Here is a 22,066-nt window from a genome sequence, read left to right as displayed (position 1 = left end):
GTTTGTTCGACGCATTCCCGCAGGGGCGTTGAGCGAATTTGCCGGCGGTGAGCTTCGCACGGACAACTATCCAGATGGCAACAAGAACTGGCTGTTGAAGCACCTGTACAGCAACGGTGATCTCGAAGGAGAACTCTCCAGATTGGTTGAGAGTTTATTCTCGACCCCGGTCTTCTTGGATCGCCAGAACTTCCCACCGCGCATCCGGGCTGGTGAAGTTGGTGTTGCTGCGCCTCCCGCGAACGCCATTACGGCTGAGTATTCGAAGGCATCAGCTATGGTGCCCGCGTTAGATGATCAGGGTGATGGAATCCGCAGCTTCACTGGCCTTGCCTTGGTGGTTCTAGCACTGTCCCCTGAGGTTCTCCTGCTCGATGAGCCGGAATCCTTCTTGCACCCCGGTCAAGCGCGGGCAGTCGGGCGCTGGCTGGCGGAGGTCGCGCACGAACGGAACATTCAAGTACTTGCTTCGACGCACGACAAGGACTTTCTGATCGGGCTGCTGAGTGCTGGGAGAAACGAGTCCCTGCAGGTCCTGCGAATCGACCGCCACTCCGGCGGTTCGAGCTTACGCGCGACGACCTCCGACCAGCTCAATGGGTACTGGAACGATCCCGTGCTGCGATTCTCGAACATCCTGCAGGGGCTCTTTCATGAGCGTGTGATTGTGTGCGAGGGTGATGTCGATTGCCGTTTCTATGCCGCGGTAGGCGAGGAACTAGCGATACAGGGAAATCGGCGGCAGATTACCGACAACACACTCTTCGTCCCTAGCAGTGGGAAGAATGGGATGCCAAAGCTTCTGGGTGTACTGGCCGACCTCGGTGTGGACGCATCCGTGATCGCCGACTTCGATGTCCTGAACTCTGTCGATACGCTGAAGGCAATAGTCTGCGGCCTCGGTTCGGAGTGGGACGCTGAGCTCGACGCCGCGTACGCCGCTGCTGTGAAGCACATTTCGGTGCGAGCTGCCGAGTTCTGGAAAGACGCCAAGAACGCCGGGTTAAACAGTGTCCCTCGAGGTGAGGCAACTCGCGCATTCAGTGATCTCGTTGAACAGTTGCGCGCTCGCCGACTCCACGTTGTACCGGTGGGGGAGCTCGAGGACTTCCATCGACCGGTTGGAAAGGGCCCCGAGTGGCTGCCCGCCGCCCTCACCGCCGGAGCCCATAAGGGAGACGATGTCCGGAAATTACTCGCTCAGGTCATCCCCGGACTTGAGGATTGACATGCCTACCTTTGCCTGAAGTGAAACCGGGACGGGGCGAGACCAGCCTGCGTTGCAGCGGTGAGCGCCTGAGTTGGCGGATCAGGCGCCCGCCAGATACACCTTCCGAAGGATCTCGGTGACGGTCCAGGTGGTGCGCATGCCTTCGGTCAGTCGCACGATCGATCCGGGCCCCAGCTCGATCGACGGCAGCGCGGGCACGGTGAAGTCGATACGGGCGCGGCCTGACAGCACGATGAACACCTCATCGGTCTCGATGTCGGTCGTCACCCCCCCCGGCGTCATCTCCCACACGCCCAGCTCGACGCCCGAGAACGTCCCCAGCTCGTGTGCGCCGGCGGTCGGGGTGCCCTCGAGCACCTCGGCGGCGGGGAGCGGCTCGTGCACAACGACCAGCTCACCGGCATCCGACTCCGCTCAAGCGGTCTCGAGCGGCAACCGGCTCATGAGTCGAAACCCATCCCGATCGCGTCGAGCGTCTTCAGCAGCAGGTCGCGTTTGCCCTCGTTGTGGTCAGCGCGGTCCATCGATCGACGCACGAGATTCACGCCGATGGCGGCCGCGGGCTCCGGCGGGAACGGGATCGGCTTCGTGCGCACCATCTCGAGCTGCGTGCGCTCGGTCTCGTCGCCCGCGAGTCTGTCGAGCATGACGTCGGCGGCGAAGCGGGTCGCCCCGACGCCGAGCCCCGTGAACCCGGTGGCGTAGGCGACGCGCCCACCGCGGGCGAGGCCGAAGAACGCGCAGAACCGGCTGCTGGAGTCGATCGCGCCGGCCCAGCGGTGCGTGAACTTCAGCCCCTCCAGCTGCGGGAAGGTGGTGAAGAAGTGCGAGGCGAGTCGGCGGTACGACTCCGGGCGGTTCTCGTACTCGGGGCGCACCTTGCCTCCGAAGTGATAGATCGCGTCGTATCCGCCGAACAGGATGCGGTCGTCGGCGCTCATCCGGTAGTAGTGGAACTGGTTCGCCGAGTCGCTGAGGCCCTGCCGGTTCTTCCAGCCGATCGCCGCGAGCTGCTCGGAGGTCAGTGGCTCGCTCATAAGCACGTAGTCGTACACCGGCACCGTCATCAGCCGGTTGCGTTTGAGCAGCGACGGGAACACGTTGGTCGCCAGTGCGACGTGGTCGGCGGTCACGACACCGCCGCCGCTCACGGTGATCGTCTGCGTGCCACTGCCGCTGACGTCGGTCACCCGGCTGCGCTCATGGATCTCGACGCCGAGCTCGGTGGCGACCCGGGCGAGTTCGATCGCCAGCTTCGCCGGGTGGATCATCGCGCACCCCCGGCGATCCCAGTTGCCGGCGAGGTAGGTGGGAGAGTGCACCTCGGCGCGCACGGCATCCTGGTCGAGGAATCCCTCGCCGTGCATCCACTCGATCTGGTGCGGTTCGGTGGCGATCGCGAGCTGGCCGGTGCGCTCCCAGTCGACGTGCATGCCGTAGCGGCGCACACTCTCTTCGATGCCGTCGAGGTTCTCGAGCCCCAGACGCTCGAGCTGCTCCATCTCGTCGGGCCAGCGGCTCATCCCGTTCTCATACCCGTGCGTCAGGCTCGCCTCGCAGAAGCCGCCGTTCCGGCCGGACGCCGCCCAGCCGACCCGGGCTGCCTCGAGCAGCATGACCCGGCGCTGCGGGTCGCGCTCCTTGGCGCGCACTGCCGTCCACAGGCCTGCGTAGCCGCCGCCGACGATGACGAGATCGGTGCGCACCCGGCCGCGCAGCGGTGGATAGGCGGGCCGATCGATGTCATCGAGCCAGAAGGTTGCGTGCTGTGTGTCGCGCAGTGCGTCGTCGATCAGACCTTCGGCGGGCCGGAATCGCTCGAAGACGGTGGTTCCCATGATGCTCCGTTGCAGATGAGGGGGAGGAGTGCTGTGGGTCGCGTCAGCGCGTGCCCCAGTTGTAGAAGTCCTTGTGCAGACCCGCGTAGAGGAAACTCTCGGTGTGCGTGACGCCGGGGATCGTGCGCACGCGGGTCGAGAGCAGCTCGAGCAGGTCTTCATCGGTCTCGCAGATCGCCTCGGCGAGCACGTCGAAAGACCCGAGCGTCACGACGACGTAGGCGAACTCGTCGATGGCCTTGATCGCCTCGGCGAGCTCTCGCGGGTCGCCGGTCGTGCGAATGCCGACCATCGCCATCCGCGAGAAGCCGAGCTGACGCGGGTCGGTCACCGCGACGATCTGCACGATTCCCGCGTCGGTCAGACGCTGCACGCGCTGGCGCACCGCGGCCTCGCTGAGCCCGACAGCGCGGCCGATCTCGGCGTACGGTCGCCTGCCGTCCTGCTGCAGAAGCTCGATGATCTGCTTGGAGACGTCATCAAGGACGGGGGCTTTCGACTTGTCGCTCACGTGTCGATTCTGTCAGCGTGAGTGCCCTCCTGCAACTGATTTCGTAGATTCGGCTGTCGATCGCTTCCGATTTCGTCGTGAGTCTGGCTAGAGTGGCGGGCATGGCAACGACGTTGCAGAACCACATCGCCGGCGAGTACCGAAGCACCAGCGCCGCCGGGCGGCTCGACCTGGTCGACCCCGCCACCGAAGAGGTGTACGGCAGCATCCCGCTCTCCGATCAGCACGACATCGACGCGGCCTACGCTGCCGCGAGCGCCGCGTTCCCGCGCTGGCGCGATGCGACGCCCGCCGAGCGGCAGCTCGCCCTCTTCCGGATCGCGGATGCCATGGCCGCACGCGTCGAGGAGTTCGCCGACCTCGAATCCCAGGACACCGGCAAGCCGCGCGCGACCCTCGTGGCAGACGAGATCGAGCAGTCGATCGATCAGCTGCGCTTCTTCGCCGGGGCCGCCCGCAGCCTCGAGGGGCGCGCGGCGGGGGAATATCTTGCCGGGCACACGTCGTACGTGCGCCGCGAGCCGATCGGCGTGATCGGCCAGGTCACCCCGTGGAACTACCCGCTGAACATGGCCGTCTGGAAGATCGCTCCCGCGCTCGCCGCCGGCAACACGGTCGTGCTCAAGCCCGCGGAATCCACGCCGCAGTCGACCCTGCTGCTCGCCGAGATCGTCGCCGAGCACACCCCCGCAGGCACGCTGAACGTCGTGCTCGGCGCCCGAGAAACCGGTGCCGCGCTGATCGCGCACCCGGCGGCGCAGATGGTCGCCATCACCGGATCGGTGCGGGCCGGCATGGCGGTCGCCGAGTCCGCAGCATCCGATCTCAAGCGCGTGCACCTCGAACTCGGCGGCAAGGCGCCCGCCGTCGTCTTCGACGACGCGCAGATCGAGAAGGCAGCGGATGCCATCGTGGCCGCCGCGTTCTTCAACGCCGGTCAGGACTGCACCGCCGCGACCCGGGTGATCGCGCACGCCTCGGTGCACGACGAGCTGGTGCGCGCGCTGGTGGCCAGGGCGAGCGAGACCCGCACCGGCGGGCCCCGCGAGGAGGGCGTGTTCTACGGGCCGCTGTCGAGCGTCGCGCAGCTCGCGCAGGTGCAGGGGTTCATCGACCGGCTGCCCGCGCACGCCAGAATCGAGACGGGCGGTGCGCGCGTCGGAGACAAGGGCTTCTTCTTCGCGCCGACCATCGTCTCGGGCATGCGGCAGGACGACGAGGCCGTGCAGAACGAGGTGTTCGGCCCGGTGCTGACCGTGCAGTCCTTCTCAGACGACGACGAGGCGCTGGGACTCGCGAACGGCGTGCGCTACGCACTCGCGGCATCGGTCTTCACCCGCGATCACGGCAGAGCGATGCGCTTCACGCGCGATCTCGACTTCGGCTGCGTGTGGGTCAACACGCACATCCCGTTCGTGTCCGACATGCCGCACGGCGGATTCAAGCACTCCGGCTACGGCAAAGACCTCTCGCAGTACGGCTTCGACGACTACACCCGCATCAAGCACGTCATGACAGCCTGGGACTGAGGCGCAGCCGACCTCCCGGGTCGTCGGGGTCGGATGCTGTCAGACCAGACGCTTCACGTGCCGGCGTTCATGCAGCGTGAGGCCGGGGCGTTCGTCGATCTTCGTGCCGCCGTCGGATGCCCATCCGTGCCGCTCGTAGAACGCGGCGGCCCGGTCGTTGCCCGCCAGCACCCACAGATACGCCACCTCGTGACCCTCGGCGCGCAGCGCCGCCTCGACCGCCGTCACCAGGGCATGACCTACTCCGGTCGACCAGGCAGCCGGGTGGGCGTAGATCCCCCACAGCTCGCCGGTACCGGGAGCATCGTCATCGCGGGCGGCGCCGTAACCCGCCCAGCCGACGATCTCGTTGTCGCGCTCGACCACGAGGGTGCGCGAACTCCGTTCGGAGTCGGCCATGAAGCGCGCCCAGTTCGCCTCGCGCTCGGCGATCGACAGAGCGTCGAGCACCTCCTGCGGCATCAGCCCGCGGTACGCCGCCTGCCAGCTGCGCACGTGCACCACGGCGAGACCGTGCGCGTCGGCGACGGTGGCGTTGCGGACGGGCATCCGATCAGCGGGCATCCGACTTCCTTCCGTCGCGCGGGTGCGCAGAGTTCATTGTGTCAGCCGGGATACCTGCCGGGCCGCCGCATCGCCGCCCCCTCTCAGCGACGCGGCCCCGGTTCATTTACGTGAATGAGTAGGGGCGGCGTCGCTCAGAGGGGGCGAGGATGCTGCGGAGCCAGACGCGCCTCAGACGTCGCGGCGCGGGCCCTCCGACGGGCGGACCGTGAAGATGTGCGGGGCGGCGAAGCCGGCATCCGAGAAGGCGCGGGTGACAGCATCCGACACGGCCTCGACGGCATCGTGCTCGATCAGGGCGATCGCCGCTCCGCCGAACCCGCCGCCGGTCATACGCGCGCCCACCGCGCCGTTGGCGAGGGCGGTCTCGACGGCGAGGTCGAGCTCGGGCACCGAGATCTCGAAATCATCGCGCATCGACGCGTGCGAGGCGACCAGCAGGTCGCCGATCGCGCGCGGTCCGCGCTCGGCGAGGGCGGCGACCGTGTCGAGCACGCGCTGGTTCTCGGTGACCACGTGACGCACCCGGCGGAACGTCACGTCATCCATCAGCTCGGCCGCGCGGGGCAGGTCGCTGACATCGGCATCGCGCAGCGATCGGATGCCGAGCAGCTCGGCGCCCTGCTCGCACGCCGCCCGGCGTTCGCGGTATCCGCCGGTGGAGTGTGAGTGCTTGACCTGCGTGTCGATGACGAGTACCTCGAGGCCCTCGGCGGTGAAGCCGGTCGGGACCGAACGGGTCTCGAGCGTGCGGCAGTCGAGGAAGGTCGCGGCATCGGGCCGGCCCAGCATCGATGCCATCTGGTCCATGATCCCCGTGGGTGCGCCCACAGCCTCGTTCTCGGCGCGTCGGCCGACCTGCGCGAGCGTGACGGAGTCGAGGTCGAGTCCCCAGAGCTGGTTGAGGGCGGATGCCACTGCTCCCTCGATCGCGGCGGAGGACGACAGCCCCGCGCCGACCGGCACGTCGGACGCGATCGCGATGTCGACGCCGCGGAACCGGGTCCCTGAGCCCGTCGAAGGGTCAGCGCGCAGCGCCCACGCGACACCGAGCACGTACGCCGACCACTCCGGAACACGCGAGTCGCCGTTGCTCGGGAACAGCCGGTCGAGCTCGCTCAGTGCGACCTCGACCGGCTCGTCGGCGAAGGTCGACGCGACGCGGATGCGGTCATCGTCGCGCAGGGCGGCAGAGGCGTAGGTGCGCTGCTGGATCGCGAACGGCAGCACGTACCCCTCGTTGTAGTCGGTGTGCTCGCCGATCAGGTTCACACGGCCGGGGGCCGACCAGGTGCCCTCGGACTCGTGTCCGGTCAGGTCGGTGAACAGGTCGCGAGCCGCAGAGAGAGCGGTCATGGGGGACTCCTGGGGATGATGTGTGCGGCAGATCTTCGGAATTCTGCACATCTTCGGAGCTGCTCGGGGGTTTGTCTCCGAGAATGTGCAGATCTCCAAAGCTGTGCGATGAGAGCGGGGCAGGGATGCGGGTCAGACCTCGGGAATCGAGGCGACGGCGGCGCGCAGACGCTCGGCGGCGACCTCGGGCAGGATCTCGGCGGTCCAGGCGCCCATCGCGGCCTCGGAACCGGCGAGGAACTTCAGCTTGTCCTCCGCGCGGCGCGGGCTGGTCAGTTCAAGGCGCATGCGCACGGTGTCGCGGCCTGCGTTCACAGGCGCCTGGTGCCAGGCGGCGATGTAGGCGGTGGGGGTCGAGTACAGGGCATCCACTCCCCGCAGCAGCCGCAGGTAGAGCGGCGCGAGCTCGTCGCGCTCGGCGTCGTTCAACGCGGCGAAGTCGGGCACATGACGGTGCGGCATCAGCTGCACCTCGAGGGGCCAGCGTGCGGCGAAGGGCACGAAGGCCGTCCAATGCTCGCCCTGCAGCACCACTCGGTCGGAGGTCTGCTCGAAGTCGAGTACGCGGGTCATCAGGTCGGGGACGGTGCGGTGGATGTTGTCGAGCAGCCGCTGCGTGCGCGGGGTGACGTACGGGTAGGAGTAGATCTGCCCGTGCGGGTGGGGCAGCGTGACGCCGATGGCCTCGCCGCGGTTCTCGAAGGGAAACACCTGCTCGATCCCGGGCAGCGCCGACAGCGCGGCCGTGCGGTCGGCCCAGGCCTCGATGATCGTTCGCGCGCGGGTGACGGACTGGCTGCCGAATGACCCCTCGTGATCGGGACTGAAGCAGACGACCTCGCAGCGACCGACGCTGGTGCGGGTGCGGCCGATGCCGAGCTCTGCCATGTCGTCGAGTCCGCGGGTCGGGTTCGCGGCCTGGGGAACGCCGCCGGTGGCCCGGTTGAGGGCGGGGCCGAACGCGGGGGAACGGTTCTCGAACACGGCGACGTCGTAGCGGGAGGGGACCTCGGACGGGTTGGTCGGGGTCTGCGGCGCCAGCGGGTCGGCATCGGCGCCGGGCATCATGACGCGGTTCTGGCGCTTGGTGGCGAAGGTGATCCAGTCGCCGGTCAGGATGTCCTGGCGCATGGTCGCCGTCTCGGGGCGCTCGTCGAGCGTGCGGGCATCGACGTTGCGCTCCGGCCCGAGCGCCGTGCCGGGGTCGTCGAAGTAGAACAGTTCGCGCCCGTCGGCCAGGCGCGTGCTGCGCTTGACCACGCCGGCGCCGAGCTCGTCTGCGCGAAACTCCGGAGAAATCTGCGTGTTCACGTGAACATCGTACGGGCAGGCGCATGGTAACGTCAACACGCCGGAGTTGTGAACGCAGGAGCGGTGCGCGAGAGGGGATCGGGATGCCGGAAGCAGGGCGGGCAGACAGGGCGGCCGGACGCGTCTCGATGGCGCAGGTCGCCGCTCGCGCCGGCGTCTCGAACCAGACCGTCTCCCGGGTCGCGAACGACAGTCCCCGGGTCGATCCCGCCACCCGTCTGCGCGTCGAGCAGGCGATGGCCGAGCTCGGCTACCGGCCCAATCGCGCGGCCCGGGCGCTGCGCACCGGACGCACCCAGACGCTCGGGCTGGTCGCCCAGACCCTGGCGACCGTCGGAAACTCCCGCATGCTGCAGGCTGTCGCCGAGTCGGCCTCGGCCCGCGGCTACGCGCTGACTGTGGTCACGCTGGGCGACGACGGCGACATCGTCCGGGCCTTCGATCGCCTGCACGATCAGGGTGTCGACGGCGCGATCGTGCTGAACGAGGCCACGGCGCTTGCGCGCGGCGCGGCCCCCGCCGGCATCGAGCTCGTCGTGATCGACTCGCCACCCGATGATCGCTTCACCGTGATCGGCATCGATCACGCCGCCGGTGCGCGCCTGGCCGTCGCTCACCTGAAGGCTCGGGGCCACGCCACGGTGCACCACCTGGCGGGTCCGGCCGGATCGTTCGCGGCCTCCGAGCGTGAACGGGGCTGGCGCGAGGTAGCGGGGTCTGAGGCGCCCGAGCCGCTGCGCGGCGATTGGACTGCCGCTTCGGGGTACACGCAGGGGCGGGTGCTGGCGGCATCCGATGCGGTCACGGCCGTGTTCGCGGCCAACGACCAGATGGCGCTCGGTCTGCTGCGTGCGCTGGCCGACGCCGGGCGCCGCGTGCCCGACGACGTCGCGGTGATCGGGTTCGACGACATCGCGGATGCCGCCGACTATCGCCCTCCGCTCACCACGGTCCGCCAGGATTTCGACGCTCTCGGCGAGCAGGCCGTGCAGGCGCTCGTCGCCCGGATCGAGGCGGTGGCAGCATCCGACTCCGTGCCGCCGGCGCTCACGCCGCCGACGCTGGTCCGGCGCGCCACCACCTGACACGTCGGCCACCTGACACGTCGGCCACCTGACACGCCGGCCGCCTGACGCGGCCCGATTCAGAACTCGAGCATCGCCTTGATCGCGCGGCGCTCGTCCATCGCGCGGTAGCCCTCGGCGGCGTCGTCAACCGGGAGCGTCAGGTCGAACACGGCGCCGGGGTCGATCTGATCGGTCATGATCAGGTCGATCAGCTCGGGCAGGAACCGCCGCACCGGGGCCGGCCCGCCGTGCAGGTGCACCGTCGAGTAGAACAGGTCGCTGCCGTCGATGGTCACCCCGTGCGAGACGCCGACGAACCCGACGTGTCCACCCGGCCGTGTCGAGCGGATCGCCTGCTGCATCGCCTCCTGCGTGCCGACCGCCTCGATCGTGGAGTGCGCGCCGTAGCCGCCGGTGAGCGCCTTGACGCGCTCGACGCCGGCATCCCCGCGCTCCTCGACGATGTCGGTGGCGCCGAAGCGGCGGGCGAGCGCCTGCCGGTCGGCGTGCCGCGACATCGCGACGATCCGCTCCGCGCCCAGCCGGGAAGCGGCGAGGATACCCAGCAGCCCGACGGCCCCGTCGCCGACGACGGCGACGGTCTTGCCAGGGGCGGCCTCCGCGGCGACGGCCGCGAACCATCCCGTGCCGAGCACGTCGGACGCCGCGAGCAGCCCACGCCGCCGCTGCGGCGTGATCTCGCCGGTCACCTTCACGAGGGTGCCGTCGGCCCAGGGGATGCGCGCGTACTCGGCCTGCGTGCCGACCGATCCCATCGGCACGACGTGCGCGCAGCGCGATTGATATCCCGCCGCGCAGATCTCGCAGGTGCCATCGGATGCCATGAACGAGCCGACCACGAAGTCGCCGACAGCGATCTCGCGCACCTCGGAGCCGATCTGCTCGACAGTGCCGATGTACTCGTGACCCATCCTGCGGGGCTTGGTCTGCGCCGCGATGCCGCGGTACGGCCACAGGTCTGAGCCGCACACGCAGGCCGCGTCGACGCGGATGATCGCATCGGTCGGTTCGAGGAGCTCGGGGGAGGGGACGTCTTCGACCCGGACATCGCCGGGTCCGTGCATGATGACTGCGCGCATGCTCCTACTTCACCACTGCGAGACCGCGCGCGCGACCCGTGGGCGGCACATCGATCATGCGGTCGAGGTCATGTCGGCGGCGGTGATCGGATGCCGGGGCGCGGCGCCCTGTGCCAACGCGGTGAGCTCGTCGAGGACGGAATCCGCGAGGCGGCGCAGCTCGGTTCCCAGCGAGCCGGCGATGTGCGGGGTGACGGCGACATTGGGCAGCCGCAGCAGCTCGGAGTCGGCCGGCAGTGGCTCGGGGTCGGTGACGTCGAGTACGGCATCGAGTCGACCGGTGCGGCATTCCGCGAGCAGCGCATCGTGATCGAGCAGCGCACCGCGCGCGGTGTTGATCACGGTCGCGCCATCGGGCAATTCGGCCAGTTCCGCGGCCCCGATCATGTGGTGCGTCGACGGCAGGTCGGGGGCGTGCAGCGAGAGCACCTGCACCTGCGGGAGCAGCGCCTCGAGCGGCAGCAGCTCGGCGCCGGCGGCAGCCACGGCCTCGGCGTCCGCGAACGGGTCGGCGACCAGGACGCGCACATCGAGCATCCGCAGCATCTCCACCACGCGTCTGCCGATCCGCGAGAATCCGACGACGCCGATCGTGCGGTCGACATTGCCGACCTCTGTGTAGTCGAGCAGACCGCGCTGTGCGCGCTGGTCGGCCGCGGTGCGCAGGTGCGTGAACGCGCGCTTGCCGGCGAAGACGATCGCCGCGAACGTGAACTCCGCGACCGGCACTGCATTGGCATCGGCGGCGGAGGTGACGCGGATGCCGCGCTGCCAGAGCGCATCCGAGACGATCTGGCGCACGCTGCCGGCGGCGTGGAGCACGGCGCGCAGTCTCGGCAACCGCGCCAGCCGTGCGGCGTCGAGGTGCGGGGCGCCCCACGAGGTGATGAGCACCTCGATGTCGGCGAGGACCTCGTCGGGCAGGGTGTCGATGTCGACGGGCGCGGTCGAATGCAGCCGGGTGAGGTCCTGCAGGCGGGCCAGCCGGGACTCGTCGAAGACCGCGTGGGCGGCGTCGGCCGACATGGCGAGGAGGGCGCGAGCGGGCGGGGTGGTCATGGATCCTCCGTCGGTCGGATGCTGCGGTGTCCACGATAGAGCCACCGCCATCGTTGACGTTCCGCAATAGTTGCGAAAGTGCAACTACAGGAGTATGGTTGACGTCGATCAACTTTCAACGCAGGAGCAACCCCTCTTTTGACTTCATCCGCCATCACCACACCGCCCGCGCAAGAGCAGCAGCGCTCGGCCCGTGAGGTCTTCACCGCGATCTCGGGTCTCATCGTCGGCATGTTCGTCGCGGTGCTCTCGGGCACCGTCGTGTCGACCTCGCTGCCGGTCATCATCGCCGACCTCGGCGGCACCCAGTCGCAGTACACCTGGGTCATCACCGCCAGCCTGCTGGCCACCGCCGTCTCGACCCCCATCTGGGGCAAGCTCGCCGACCTCGTCGACCGCAAGATCCTCGTCCAGCTGTCGCTGATCCTCTTCACCGCCGGCACCGTCATCGCCGGCTTCTCGACCGACACCAACATGCTCATCGCCGTGCGAGTGATCCAGGGCGTCGGCGTCGGCGGCCTGATGTCGCTGGTCATGGTCGCGGTCGCCCTCATCATCTCGCCGCGCGAGCGCGGCAAGTACATGGGTGTCGTCGGCGGCATCATGGCCCTCGGCACGATCGGTGGTCCGCTGCTCGGTGGCTTCCTCACCGACACCTGGGGCTGGCGGTCCAACTTCTTCGTCGGCGTGCCCTTCGCCGTCGTCGCTCTGATCCTGCTGCAGGTCACCCTGCACCTGCCCAAGCCCGCGAAGGCGAAGGTCTCGATCGACTACTTCGGCATCGTGCTGCTGGCCGTCGGCGTCTCGACGCTGCTGATCTGGGTGTCGATGGGCGGCAGCCAGTTCGACTGGGATTCGGTCACCAGCTGGACCCTGGCGATCATCGCCGCGGTCATGATCGTCGCGTTCGTCGTGGTGGAGTTCTTCGTGAAGGAGCCCATCGTGCCGATGTCGCTCTTCCGCAACCGCACCTTCACGCTGTCGGTGATCGCGTCGATCGCGATCGGCGTCTCGATGTTCGCGACCTCGGTCTTCCTCGCCCAGTACTTCCAGCTTGCCCGCGGCGCCACGCCGACCGAGTCGGGCCTGATGACCATTCCGATGATCGTCGGCCAGATGGGCGCGTCGATCATCATCGGCCAGCTCGTCAGCCGCTTCGGCAAGTGGAAGGGCTGGATGGTGACCGGCTCCATCCTCGCGCTGGTCGGCGTCACCCTCATGTCGACGCTGCGCTACGACACCCCGTTCGTGTTCGTCGCGATCTACATGTTCGTGCTCGGGGCCGGCCTCGGAATGGTCATGCAGAACCTCACGCTGATCGTGCAGAACGACACGCCGCCGCAGCAGCTGGGTGCGGCCTCGTCGAACGTCAACTTCTTCCGCACGATCGCCGGCACGATCGGCGTCACGATCATGGGATCGCTGATGGCGAGCAGCGTCGCGACGCACGTCACCGACGGGCTGAAGAGCTTCACACCCACCTCGCCCGAAGAGGTGGAGGCGCTGAAGCATCTCGCCAGCGGCAACGTGCCGAACGTGGGTGAGCTGCCCCACAGCATCCGGACTGTCGTGGAGTCGGCCTACGGACTCGGCATCGCCGACGCGTTCATCGTCGCGATCCCGCTGGCTGTGATCGGCATCATCGCCATCGCGTTCATCCGCAACAAGCCGCTGTCGACCAAGACCTCCGCAGAGCTGCTGCGCGAGAACGCCGAGGAGGCGACCATCGAGGTCGCCGAGGCGGAGGTCGGCGCCTCGATGAACGCCACCGGCAGCATCCGCGTCGTCGACGTCCCCTCCCCGGGGCGCTGAGATGACACTCCGCGCCGTGGCATCCGCCGACGCCGTCGCCGATGACGCCCTGGCCGAGTTCCAGGGGCATCTGCACCTGGCATTCGCGAGGATGACCGCGGCGTGGAGGGATGCTGCGGCGCGGATCCACCCCGATCTGTCGCCGGCCGCGTACAAGCTGCTGAGCTTCATCGCCCGCACCGGCAGTGCGAACGCGCACCAGCTCGTCGAGACGTTCGGGATGGACAAATCGTTCGTGAGCAGGCAGGTGCGGATGCTGGAGGATCTCGACCTGGTGCAGTCGCGTCCCGATGAGAGCGATGGCCGCCAGCGCGTGCTGACAGCCACCCCCGAGGCGTGCGCGGCGCTGGCCGAGGTGCGCACGCATCATGCGGTCTGGCTGCGGTCGGCGCTCGCCCGACTGAGCCCGGATGAGATGCGTGCGGCATCCAAGGCCTTCCAGGTGCTGTCGGAGGTCTGAGCACCGTGTCCGCTCGCCGTACACTGACGATCATGACTGCCGCTGCCGACGCCGCTCCTCCTGCGCACCTCGGTGCTGCCGGAGACGATGCCGAGCTCGATCGCGCCGTCGCAAGGGTGGAGCACGAGCTCGGCCGGCTCTTCGCCCGCATCCGGGTGGGGTGGCGCGAGGCTGCGGCGACCGTGCATCCCGATCTGCAGCCCCTCGGCTATCAGGTGCTCACCTCGATCGTGAGCGGCACGGCGACCACGGCCGGTGAGATCATCGAGCGCCTGCAGACCGACAAGTCGGCGGTGAGCCGGCATGTGCGCCAGCTCGAGCAGCTCGGCCTCGTCGAGAGTGTGCGCGACCCCGAGGATCGGCGAGCCCGGCGGCTGGTCGCCACCGACCTTGCGCAGGAGCGTGTGGCCGCGGCCCGCATGGCGTACAAGGGGCGCATCGGCGATCGGCTGCGCGCCTGGTCGGCCGACGACCTCGACCACTTCTCGGAGCTGCTCGACGCGCTGGGGCGCTGAGGCCGGGAATCCCGGCTACTGCGTGACATCCCCGCCCCTGCTCGGCTACCCCGCCCCTGCTCATTTACGTGAATGAGCAGGGGCGGGGTAGCTCAGCAGGGGCGGCGGCGTGTCGTCGCCGGCTCGCATGGCTCGCACGGCTCGCACGGGTCGCCGGCTCGCACGGCCGCCACCTCGCGCGGGTTGCGCTCGCGACCGTAACCTGATTGGATGCTGGAAAGCGCTTACCGAGAATCGAAGGCGCGCCAGAGACCCGAGACAGAACGGACCACCATGACCGACGTGCGCGAGATCGGCATCATCATGAACGGCGTCTCCGGACGCATGGGCTACCGACAGCACCTGGTGCGATCGATCCTCGCGATCCGCGACCAGGGCGGCATCGAGCTGCCCGACGGCTCGAAGGTGACCGTCAAGCCCCTCCTGGTCGGCCGCAGCGAGGCGAAGCTCGCTGAGATCGCCGCCGAGCACGGCATCGCCGACTACACCACCGATCTCGACGCCGCGCTGGCCGGCCCGCAGTGGGAGATCTATGCAGACTTCCTCGTCACCAAGGCGCGCGCCGTCGCGATCCGCAAGGCCATCGCCGCCGGCAAGGCGATCTACACCGAGAAGCCCACCGCCGAGTCGCTCGGCGAGGCCCTCGAGCTCGCCCGCCTCGCCAAGGACGCCGGTGTCAAGACTGGGGTCGTGCACGACAAGCTCTACCTGCCCGGTCTGCAGAAGCTCAAGCGCCTCATCGACTCGGGCTTCTTCGGTCGCATCCTCTCGGTGCGCGGCGAGTTCGGCTACTGGGTGTTCGAGGGCGACTGGCAGCCGGCGCAGCGGCCCAGCTGGAACTACCGCACCGAAGACGGCGGCGGCATCATCAGCGACATGTTCCCGCACTGGAACTACGTGCTCGAGAACCTCTTCGGCGAGGTGAAGAGCGTCTACGCCCAGGCCGCCGTGCACATCGCCGACCGCTGGGACGAGAAGGGCGAGCACTACGACGCCACCGCCGAGGACGCCGCCTACGGCATCTTCGAGCTCGACGGCGACATCACCGCGACCATCAACTCATCGTGGACCGTGCGCGTCAACCGCGACGAGCTGGTCGAGTTCCAGGTCGACGGCACGCATGGGTCGGCGGTCGTCGGCCTGTTCGGCTGCAAGATCCAGCCCCGCAACGCCACCCCGAAGCCGGTGTGGAACCCCGACCTCGAAGACACCCACGACTACGACGCCGACTGGCAGGATGTGCCGACCAACGACGTCTTCCTGAACGGCTTCCGCCAGCAGTGGGAGGAGTACCTGCGCTCGTACGTCGAAGGCACCGACTATGCCTTCGACCTGCTCGCCGGCGCCAAGGGCGTGCAGTTCGCCGAGGCCGGGCTGCGCTCCAGCGCCGAGGGTCGCAAGATCGTGCTCGAGGAGCTCTCGCTGTGACCACGCTTCGCCTGCTGGCGCCCGATGGCACGCTGTCGGATGCTGCGCTGAACGACTCCGGGGTGTACACGCGTCCGCCCACGCCGCTCACAAGCCGCGTCGCCTACGCGGCCGCGCACGTCGTGCCGAAGGTCTCCGCCGACAACACTCCCGGACAGCCGGCCGACATCGACTGGGACTCCACGCTCGCCTTCCGCCGCAACGTGTACTCGTGGGGGCTGGGAGTGGCGGATGCCATGGACACCGCGCAGCGCAACATGGGGCTCGATGCCGTCGCCACCCGCGAGCTGATCGCGCGAAGCGCCGAGGTCGCCCGCGAGGAGGGCGGCTCGGTCGTGGTCGGCGTCAACACCGACCACGTTCTTGAGGACGTCGTCTCGATCGACCAGATCATCGACGCCTACGTCTCGCAGCTCGAGTTCACCGAGGCGCAGGGCGCAGGGCCGGTGCTGATGGCATCCCGTCATCTTGCGCGGGTCGCGACCGGCGCCGACGACTACCGCCGCGTCTACCGTGCGGTGCTGTCGCGCGCCACGACTCCGGTGGTGCTGCACTGGCTGGGCACGGCGTTCGACCCCGAGCTCGAGGGGTATTTCGGTGCGGTTGATTGGCCCGCGGCATCCGATGTCCTTCTCGACATCATCGACGAGCACCCGGGCAAGGTGGCCGGCGTCAAGATGAGTCTGCTCAACGCCGAGAGCGAGATCTCGGTGCGCGAACGGCTTCCCGAGGGCATCCGCATGTTCACCGGAGACGACTTCAACTACGTCTCCCTGATCGCGGACTCCGACCGTGGGCACTCCGACGCGCTTCTCGGCGCGTTCGCGGCGATCACGCCCGTCGCCTCGGCGGCGATCCAGGCGCTGGATGCCGGCGATCAGGCGGCCTACGAGCGCATCCTCGGCCCCACCGAAGAGCTCAGCCGCCAGGTGTTCGCCGCGCCGACGTTCTACTACAAGACGGGCGTCGCCTTCCTGTCGTGGCTGAACGGGCACCAGCCCGCCTTCCAGATGGTCGGTGGCCTGCACTCCGCCCGCAGCCTGCCCCACCTGAGCCGCATCGTCGAGCTGGCGAACGCCTCGCTCGCACTCGAGAACCCCGATCTCGCTCGTGAGCGCTGGCACGGGATGCTGAGACTGAACGGAGTGGACGCATGATCCCCGCACCCGCCCCCACCCGCAGCTCCCCGGAACGGATGCAGGCCAAAAAGACGGATGCAGGGCGACACGCCGGTGATTCGACCTGCATCCGTTCAAACTCCCTGCATCCGTTCCCGGAATTTGAGGAGGGTACCGCCTGATGAGCACCGTCGACCCCCGCCTGTCGATCAACCAGGCCACCATCAAGTACGCCGACCTTGCGACCGCACTGCGGGTGACGGCGGATGCCGGTGTGCAGTCGATCGGACTCTGGCGCGAGCCGGTGAACGAGGTCGGCCTCGACACCGCGACGAAGATGCTCGCCGATTCGGGGCTCCGCTTCTCGAGCCACTGCCGCGGCGGCTTCTTCACACTGCCTGCGGGCCTCGAGCGCGATGCCGCACTCGGCGATAACCGCCGCGCGATCGACGAGACGGCGGCGCTCGCCGATGCCGGCGCTGACGGGTCGACCGCCGTTCTCGTGCTCGTCGCGGGTGGTCTGCCCGAGGGGTCGCGCGACCTGATCGGCGCCCGCGAGAGGGTGCGGGATGCCCTCGGCGAGCTCGTCCCGTATGCACAGGGCGCCGGCGTGACGTTGGCGATCGAACCCCTGCATCCGATGTTCGGGTCCGACCGGTGTGTGGTCTCCACGCTCGGGCAGGCGCTCGACCTGGCATCCGACTTCGATGCCGCTACGGTCGGCGCGGCGGTGGACACGTTCCACATCTGGTGGGATCCGCAGGTCTACGAGCAGATCGCTCGCGCCGGGCGCGAGGGACGCATCGCGACGTACCAGGTGTGCGACTGGGCGACGCCGCTGCCCGCCGACGTGCTGCTCAGCCGGCACTACATGGGCGACGGCGTGATCGACTTCGCCTCGCTGACCCGCGCCGTCATCGAGACGGGATACGACCGCGACATCGAGGTCGAGATCTTCAACCAGCAGATCTGGGACACCGACCCGGCCGACGTGGTCGCCCGCACGGCGGCGGCGTTCGCCGAGACCGTCGCGCCCCACCTGCCCTGACTACCGCTCCGGTCGCGCTTCTGGCTAGTGTGGGCGCGCTTGTACTCGCCAAGAGTGCGACCGGAACCATTGAGAGGTGCCCATGCGACCCGGACTCTGCTCGGTGACCTTCCGGCAGCTGACGCCCGAGCATCTCGCGCCGCTCGCGGCCGAGGCCGGACTCGAGGTGATCGAGTGGGGTGGCGACGTGCACGTGCCGCCCGGTGACCCCGAGCGGGCGGCGGAGGTCGCCCGGGCGACGTCGGATGCCGGGCTCGAGACCTGCTCGTACGGCTCGTACTTCCGCTCCGGCGCGGACGAGCAGCTCACCCCGATCCTCGACAGCGCGGAGGCGCTCGGCACCGACCGGGTGCGCATCTGGGCTGGTCGCGTCGACTCGGCCGACGCGTCGCCGGACGAGTACTCGCAGGTCATCGCGCGGCTGCGGGATGCCACGTCCGAGGCATCCGAACGCGGCATCGCCCTCGCGCTGGAGTTCCACCGCGGCACACTCGCAGACAACCCCGGCGCTGTGCTGCGACTGCTCGCCGACGTCGGCAGCCCCGCGCTGACGACGTACTGGCAGCCGTCGGTCGGCGCCGCCGACGACCTTGCCCTCGCCGAGTACGACGCGGTCGCCGCCCACACCAGCGCGGTGCACGTGTTCTCGTGGTGGCCGGCGGCCGAGCGGCTGCGACTTCACGAGCGCGCGGAGCTGTGGCGCGGCGTGATCGCCGCGGCCGCCGCGCAGCCGTCACCTCCGCGCGACGCCCTGCTCGAGTTCGTGCCCGACGATGATCCCGCGCTGCTGGCATCGGAGGCGGCGACTCTGCGCGAGTGGCTGGCCGCGGCGCGATGAGCGCGAACGGCCATGACCCGGGCGCCCAGGTCGCAATGGATGCCGGTATCCGGCCGTCGAAGCGGCATCCATTGCGACCTGGACATCGTCGTGTCGAGCGCCGAGCCCCGCGACGCCGCACGCCCGCGGGCGGGACGGCGCCCTCGATAGGCTCTGTTCATGACCGCTGACGCGCGACGCTCACCCACCCTGCACGATGTCGCTCGCGAGGCCGGGGTCTCGCTGGCGACAGCCTCGCGAGTGCTGAACGGCTCGGAGCGCAAGGTCGCCGACTCGTACCGCGTTCGCGTCGAGAAGGCGGCGGATGATCTCGGCTACACCGCCAACGCCTCGGCGCAGGCGACAGCTCGCGGCACATCTGCGGCGATCGCGCTGCTGGTCGCCGACATCGCCGACCCCTACTTCGGCCTGATCGCGTCGGGCGTCGCCCGGGGTGCCGACGGGGAGAACCTCATCGTCACGATCGCCATCACCGAACGCGACCCCGATCGCGAGGTGAAGATCCTGCGCGCGCTGCGCGGGCAGCGTCCGCGGGGCGCGATCCTCGCCGCCTCCCGAACTGACGACGGCGAGGGCCGCACCGTCGCCGAACTCGCCGCGTTCCGCGACCTCGGCGGGCGGACGGTCACGTTCGGGCCGGGTGGCGATCGCAGCATCCGCATCGACAACCACGACGGCGCCGAGCGTCTCGGACGCGAGATGGCGCGACTCGGATACCGCCGCGCCATTGCGATCGCGGCGGCCGAGGGCGTGCGCACCTCCGACGATCGCCTCGGCGGGTTCGCAGAGGGCTTCGAAGCGGGCGGCGGCGAGATCTCGCGGGTGTACCGGGGGACGTTCGAGCGCGAGTCGGGTGCCGCTTCGATGCGCAGAGCACTTGAAGACGGGGTGGATGCCGGAACGCTGGTGTTCACGCTGAGTGACGTTGTGGCGATCGGCGCCATGACGGCGATCCGCGAGTCCGGGCGCACCGTCGGCGCCGACATCGCTGTGACCGGGTTCGACGATGTGCCCGTGAGCCGGGATGTCACGCCGCAGCTGACGACGGTTCGCGTGCCGCTGAGCGACCTGGGCTATCAGGCGTTCCGCGCCACGGTGGATGACGAGTGGGCGCAGTCGCCGATGCAGCTCGAGGTCCTCGTGCGCGACAGCACACCGGGGGTGGGGGCGCTGTGACGCGGATCGTGTTCGCCCCGGACAGCTTCAAAGGCTCGATCACCGCCGCGGATGCCGCTGCCGCGCTCGCCGCGGGCTGGCGCGACGTCGACCCCGGAGCAGAGATCGTGCTGCGCCCGATGGCCGACGGGGGAGAGGGCACCGTCGCCGCCTTCGCGGTCGCCGTGCCCTCGGCAGAGCGGATGCCGGTGAGCGTCGACGGCCCGGCCGGCAGGCCCGTGCAGACGTCGTGGCTGCTGTTGCCGGCATCCGATGACGCGCCGCGCGGCACGGCCGTGATCGACCTGGCGTCAACGTCAGGAATCGAGATGCTCGACGAGCTGCGGCCGTGGGATGCCGACTCGCGCGGCTTCGGTCAGGCGATCGCCGCGGCGCTCGACCACGGAGTCTCGCGGTTGGTGCTCGGCATCGGCTCAAGCGCGTCGACAGACGGCGGCACGGGGATGATGCGGGCGCTCGGCGCCCGGTTCCTCGACGAATCGGGTGACGAGGTCGCGCCAGGGGCTCGCGGTCTGCCCGATATCGCGCACGCAGACTTCAGTGGCATGCGCAGGGCGTCTGATGTGCGAGTGCTCACAGACGTCACCAATCCGCTCACCGGGCCGCGTGGCGCAGCTGCCGTGTTCGGACCGCAGAAGGGCCTGACCGACCGCGGTGATCAGCAACGCACGGATTCTGCTCTCGCGCGGCTGGCGACGCTGCTCGATCTTGACGCACTGACTCCCGGCGCGGGGGCGGCCGGCGGTGTCGGCGGCGCGCTCGTCGCGTGGGGTGCGCGACTGCTTCCCGGTGCGGCGGAGGTCGCGGGCCTCATCGGCCTGGCTGCAGCTCTCGCAGGCGCCGACGCGGTCGTGACCGGCGAAGGCGCGTACGACGGCCAGTCGGGCGACGGCAAGGTGCCCTCGCACGTCGCGTCGTCGGCCTCGGATGCCGGTGTGCCGGCCCTCCTCGCCGCGGGCCGCATCGACGAGCATGCCGACACCGGCATATTCACCTCAATGGTGTCGCTCACCGAGCTGGCCGGGTCATCGGCATCCGCCCTGTCCGATCCGGAGCGCTGGCTGAACGCCGCCGGCGCGGAACTGGCATGGGGGTTCGCGGGGACACGATCCTGAGGCGCCGCGACCCCTCGACCGGGCGGTCGCACCTCGAGGTTTGACACGTCTGGTGCATCGACATACACTCGCATAGAGCACGTCGGAATACGCTTTCCCGAACAGCCAGCCACCCGGACATCGTCGTCAAGGAAACCCATGTCGTCAACGCAGAACGCCACCATGGCGCTGGCGGTCGCGCAGCGCAACCGCGAGCCGAGCCCCCTCATCCGCTTGTGGACGCGCTACTGGCACCCCGTCGTCTTCGTCCTCGTGCTGGTCGTCGTCTGGTGGCTCGTCACCGCGATGAAGTGGGTGCAGCCCTACATCATCCCGTCGCCCGGCGACACGTGGGCCGCGTTCACCGACAACGCCGCCTACCTCGCGCAGAACACGTGGGTGACGACCTACGAGACTCTCATCGGATTCGCGATCGCCGTGGTCGTCGGCGTGTTCGTCGCCGTCATCATGGTCTACTCACAGGGCCTGGAGAAGACCCTCTATCCGATCATCCTGTTCGCTCAGGTCATCCCGAAGATCGCAATCGCGCCGCTTTTCATCGTCTGGCTCGGTTTCGGGGCTGCGCCGAAGATCCTCGTGGCCGTCCTGATGGCGTTCTTCCCCGTCGTCATCTCCGGCCTCGCCGGCTTGCGGTCGGTAGACCCCGAGATCCTCCAGCTCACATCGACGATGGGCGCCAGCCGGCTGCGAACCTTCCTCAAGGTCCGCCTGCCCGCCGCGCTTCCCGAGCTCCTCTCCGGCCTGAAGGTCGCCGCGACCCTGGCGGTCACCGGTGCGGTGGTCGGTGAATTCGTCGGCGCGAACGAGGGCCTGGGGTACGTGATCCTGCAGGCGAACGGCAATCTCGACACGGCCATGCTCTTCGCAGCGCTCATCATCATGTCGCTGCTCGGGGTGCTGCTGTTCGCCGTGATCCAGGTCGCCGAGAAGTTCCTGATCCCCTGGCACGCGTCCAAGCGCGACGTCGGCGCCGCCACGGTTCGGCTCTGA

The 22,066-nt window shown here is 69.0% G+C and carries 21 protein-coding genes; 13 read left to right on the top strand and 8 right to left on the bottom strand.

Annotated features, from left to right (window positions below; translation table 11 throughout):
- The coding region (locus tag WDU99_RS10690) for an ATP-dependent nuclease (protein WP_337332439.1) at positions 1 to 1,228 on the top strand (1,228 nt) is incomplete at its 5' end.
- A gap of 81 nt (positions 1,229 to 1,309) precedes the next feature.
- Here the strand turns inward: WDU99_RS10690 and WDU99_RS10685 are convergent.
- From WDU99_RS10685 to WDU99_RS10675, 3 genes are read right to left on the bottom strand one after another with little or no spacing between them, the layout of a single operon-like run.
- Positions 1,310 to 1,615, bottom strand: coding sequence for a cupin domain-containing protein (locus WDU99_RS10685; protein WP_337332438.1), 306 nt, complete (start codon positions 1,613 to 1,615; stop codon positions 1,310 to 1,312).
- Positions 1,616 to 1,671: 56 nt separating this feature from the next.
- Positions 1,672 to 3,069 carry an NAD(P)/FAD-dependent oxidoreductase gene (locus tag WDU99_RS10680; RefSeq protein ID WP_337332437.1) on the bottom strand — a complete coding sequence of 466 codons (1,398 nt, stop codon included), beginning with the start codon at positions 3,067 to 3,069 and terminating at the stop codon, positions 1,672 to 1,674.
- A 43-nt stretch (positions 3,070 to 3,112) separates the two neighbouring features.
- The gene (locus WDU99_RS10675; protein ID WP_337332436.1) at positions 3,113 to 3,580 is read right to left on the bottom strand and encodes an Lrp/AsnC family transcriptional regulator; all 468 of its coding nucleotides are present in this window, start codon (positions 3,578 to 3,580) and stop codon (positions 3,113 to 3,115) included.
- A gap of 101 nt (positions 3,581 to 3,681) precedes the next feature.
- Here WDU99_RS10675 and WDU99_RS10670 point away from each other — a divergent pair, with 101 nt between their 5' ends.
- Positions 3,682 to 5,109 carry a gamma-aminobutyraldehyde dehydrogenase gene (locus WDU99_RS10670; RefSeq protein ID WP_337332435.1) on the top strand — a complete coding sequence of 476 codons (1,428 nt, stop codon included), beginning with the start codon at positions 3,682 to 3,684 and terminating at the stop codon, positions 5,107 to 5,109.
- Positions 5,110 to 5,148: 39 nt separating this feature from the next.
- Here the strand turns inward: WDU99_RS10670 and WDU99_RS10665 are convergent, their stop codons facing one another.
- The 3 genes from WDU99_RS10665 to galT form a co-directional block, all read right to left on the bottom strand.
- Complete coding sequence (locus tag WDU99_RS10665; RefSeq protein WP_337332434.1) at positions 5,149 to 5,673, bottom strand: GNAT family N-acetyltransferase; 525 nt, start codon at positions 5,671 to 5,673, stop codon at positions 5,149 to 5,151.
- A gap of 171 nt (positions 5,674 to 5,844) precedes the next feature.
- Positions 5,845 to 7,029 carry a galactokinase gene (galK, locus tag WDU99_RS10660; RefSeq protein WP_337332433.1) on the bottom strand — a complete coding sequence of 395 codons (1,185 nt, stop codon included), beginning with the start codon at positions 7,027 to 7,029 and terminating at the stop codon, positions 5,845 to 5,847.
- A gap of 132 nt (positions 7,030 to 7,161) precedes the next feature.
- Entirely contained in the window at positions 7,162 to 8,340 is a 1,179-nt protein-coding gene (galT, locus tag WDU99_RS10655) for a galactose-1-phosphate uridylyltransferase (protein ID WP_337332432.1), read from the bottom strand.
- An 83-nt stretch (positions 8,341 to 8,423) separates the two neighbouring features.
- On the opposite strand from galT, the gene WDU99_RS10650 reads away from it, so the two are divergent.
- Positions 8,424 to 9,425, top strand: a complete 1,002-nt coding sequence (locus tag WDU99_RS10650) for a LacI family DNA-binding transcriptional regulator (RefSeq protein WP_337332431.1) — start codon at positions 8,424 to 8,426, stop codon at positions 9,423 to 9,425.
- A 59-nt stretch (positions 9,426 to 9,484) separates the two neighbouring features.
- Here WDU99_RS10650 and WDU99_RS10645 read toward each other — a convergent pair whose 3' ends face one another.
- Positions 9,485 to 10,507 carry a zinc-dependent alcohol dehydrogenase family protein gene (locus tag WDU99_RS10645; RefSeq protein WP_337332430.1) on the bottom strand — a complete coding sequence of 341 codons (1,023 nt, stop codon included), beginning with the start codon at positions 10,505 to 10,507 and terminating at the stop codon, positions 9,485 to 9,487.
- 54 nt (positions 10,508 to 10,561) lie between these two features.
- On the bottom strand, positions 10,562 to 11,566 hold the full coding sequence (locus tag WDU99_RS10640) for a hydroxyacid dehydrogenase (protein WP_337332429.1): 1,005 nt from the start codon (positions 11,564 to 11,566) through the stop codon (positions 10,562 to 10,564).
- A gap of 138 nt (positions 11,567 to 11,704) precedes the next feature.
- Here WDU99_RS10640 and WDU99_RS10635 point away from each other — a divergent pair, with 138 nt between their 5' ends.
- The 10 genes from WDU99_RS10635 to WDU99_RS10590 all read left to right on the top strand — a co-directional run bounded on the left by WDU99_RS10635 (position 11,705) and on the right by WDU99_RS10590 (position 22,066).
- The gene (locus WDU99_RS10635; RefSeq protein ID WP_337332428.1) at positions 11,705 to 13,378 is read left to right on the top strand and encodes an MDR family MFS transporter; all 1,674 of its coding nucleotides are present in this window, start codon (positions 11,705 to 11,707) and stop codon (positions 13,376 to 13,378) included.
- Between the two features lies 1 nt (position 13,379).
- A complete protein-coding gene (locus WDU99_RS10630; RefSeq protein ID WP_337332427.1) occupies positions 13,380 to 13,838 on the top strand; it encodes a MarR family winged helix-turn-helix transcriptional regulator in 459 nt (152 codons plus the stop codon).
- A gap of 32 nt (positions 13,839 to 13,870) precedes the next feature.
- Positions 13,871 to 14,353 carry a MarR family winged helix-turn-helix transcriptional regulator gene (locus tag WDU99_RS10625; protein ID WP_337332426.1) on the top strand — a complete coding sequence of 161 codons (483 nt, stop codon included), beginning with the start codon at positions 13,871 to 13,873 and terminating at the stop codon, positions 14,351 to 14,353.
- Between the two features lie 273 nt (positions 14,354 to 14,626).
- Positions 14,627 to 15,781 (top strand): Gfo/Idh/MocA family protein, encoded by a 1,155-nt coding sequence (locus WDU99_RS10620; protein WP_337332425.1) that lies wholly within the window; start codon positions 14,627 to 14,629, stop codon positions 15,779 to 15,781.
- The gene (locus tag WDU99_RS10615) at positions 15,778 to 16,938 is read left to right on the top strand and encodes a dihydrodipicolinate synthase family protein (RefSeq protein ID WP_337332424.1); all 1,161 of its coding nucleotides are present in this window, start codon (positions 15,778 to 15,780) and stop codon (positions 16,936 to 16,938) included. The genes WDU99_RS10620 and WDU99_RS10615 overlap by 4 nt, the downstream gene beginning before the upstream one ends.
- 142 nt (positions 16,939 to 17,080) lie before the next feature.
- The gene (locus WDU99_RS10610) at positions 17,081 to 17,947 is read left to right on the top strand and encodes a sugar phosphate isomerase/epimerase family protein (RefSeq protein WP_337332423.1); all 867 of its coding nucleotides are present in this window, start codon (positions 17,081 to 17,083) and stop codon (positions 17,945 to 17,947) included.
- 82 nt (positions 17,948 to 18,029) lie between these two features.
- Positions 18,030 to 18,785 (top strand): sugar phosphate isomerase/epimerase family protein, encoded by a 756-nt coding sequence (locus WDU99_RS10605; protein WP_337332446.1) that lies wholly within the window; start codon positions 18,030 to 18,032, stop codon positions 18,783 to 18,785.
- A 159-nt stretch (positions 18,786 to 18,944) separates the two neighbouring features.
- Entirely contained in the window at positions 18,945 to 19,961 is a 1,017-nt protein-coding gene (locus WDU99_RS10600) for a LacI family DNA-binding transcriptional regulator (RefSeq protein ID WP_337332422.1), read from the top strand.
- On the top strand, positions 19,958 to 21,076 hold the full coding sequence (locus WDU99_RS10595; protein ID WP_337332421.1) for a glycerate kinase: 1,119 nt from the start codon (positions 19,958 to 19,960) through the stop codon (positions 21,074 to 21,076). Before WDU99_RS10600 ends, WDU99_RS10595 begins: the two co-directional genes overlap by 4 nt.
- Positions 21,077 to 21,214: 138 nt before the next feature.
- Complete coding sequence (locus WDU99_RS10590; RefSeq protein WP_337332420.1) at positions 21,215 to 22,066, top strand: ABC transporter permease; 852 nt, start codon at positions 21,215 to 21,217, stop codon at positions 22,064 to 22,066.

This window comes from Microbacterium bandirmense, assembly GCF_037204185.1.
In the GTDB taxonomy this organism is placed as follows: domain Bacteria; phylum Actinomycetota; class Actinomycetes; order Actinomycetales; family Microbacteriaceae; genus Microbacterium; species Microbacterium bandirmense.
Note: the sequence above shows the minus strand (reverse complement) of the source record. Positions and strands in the feature narration are given on the sequence as shown.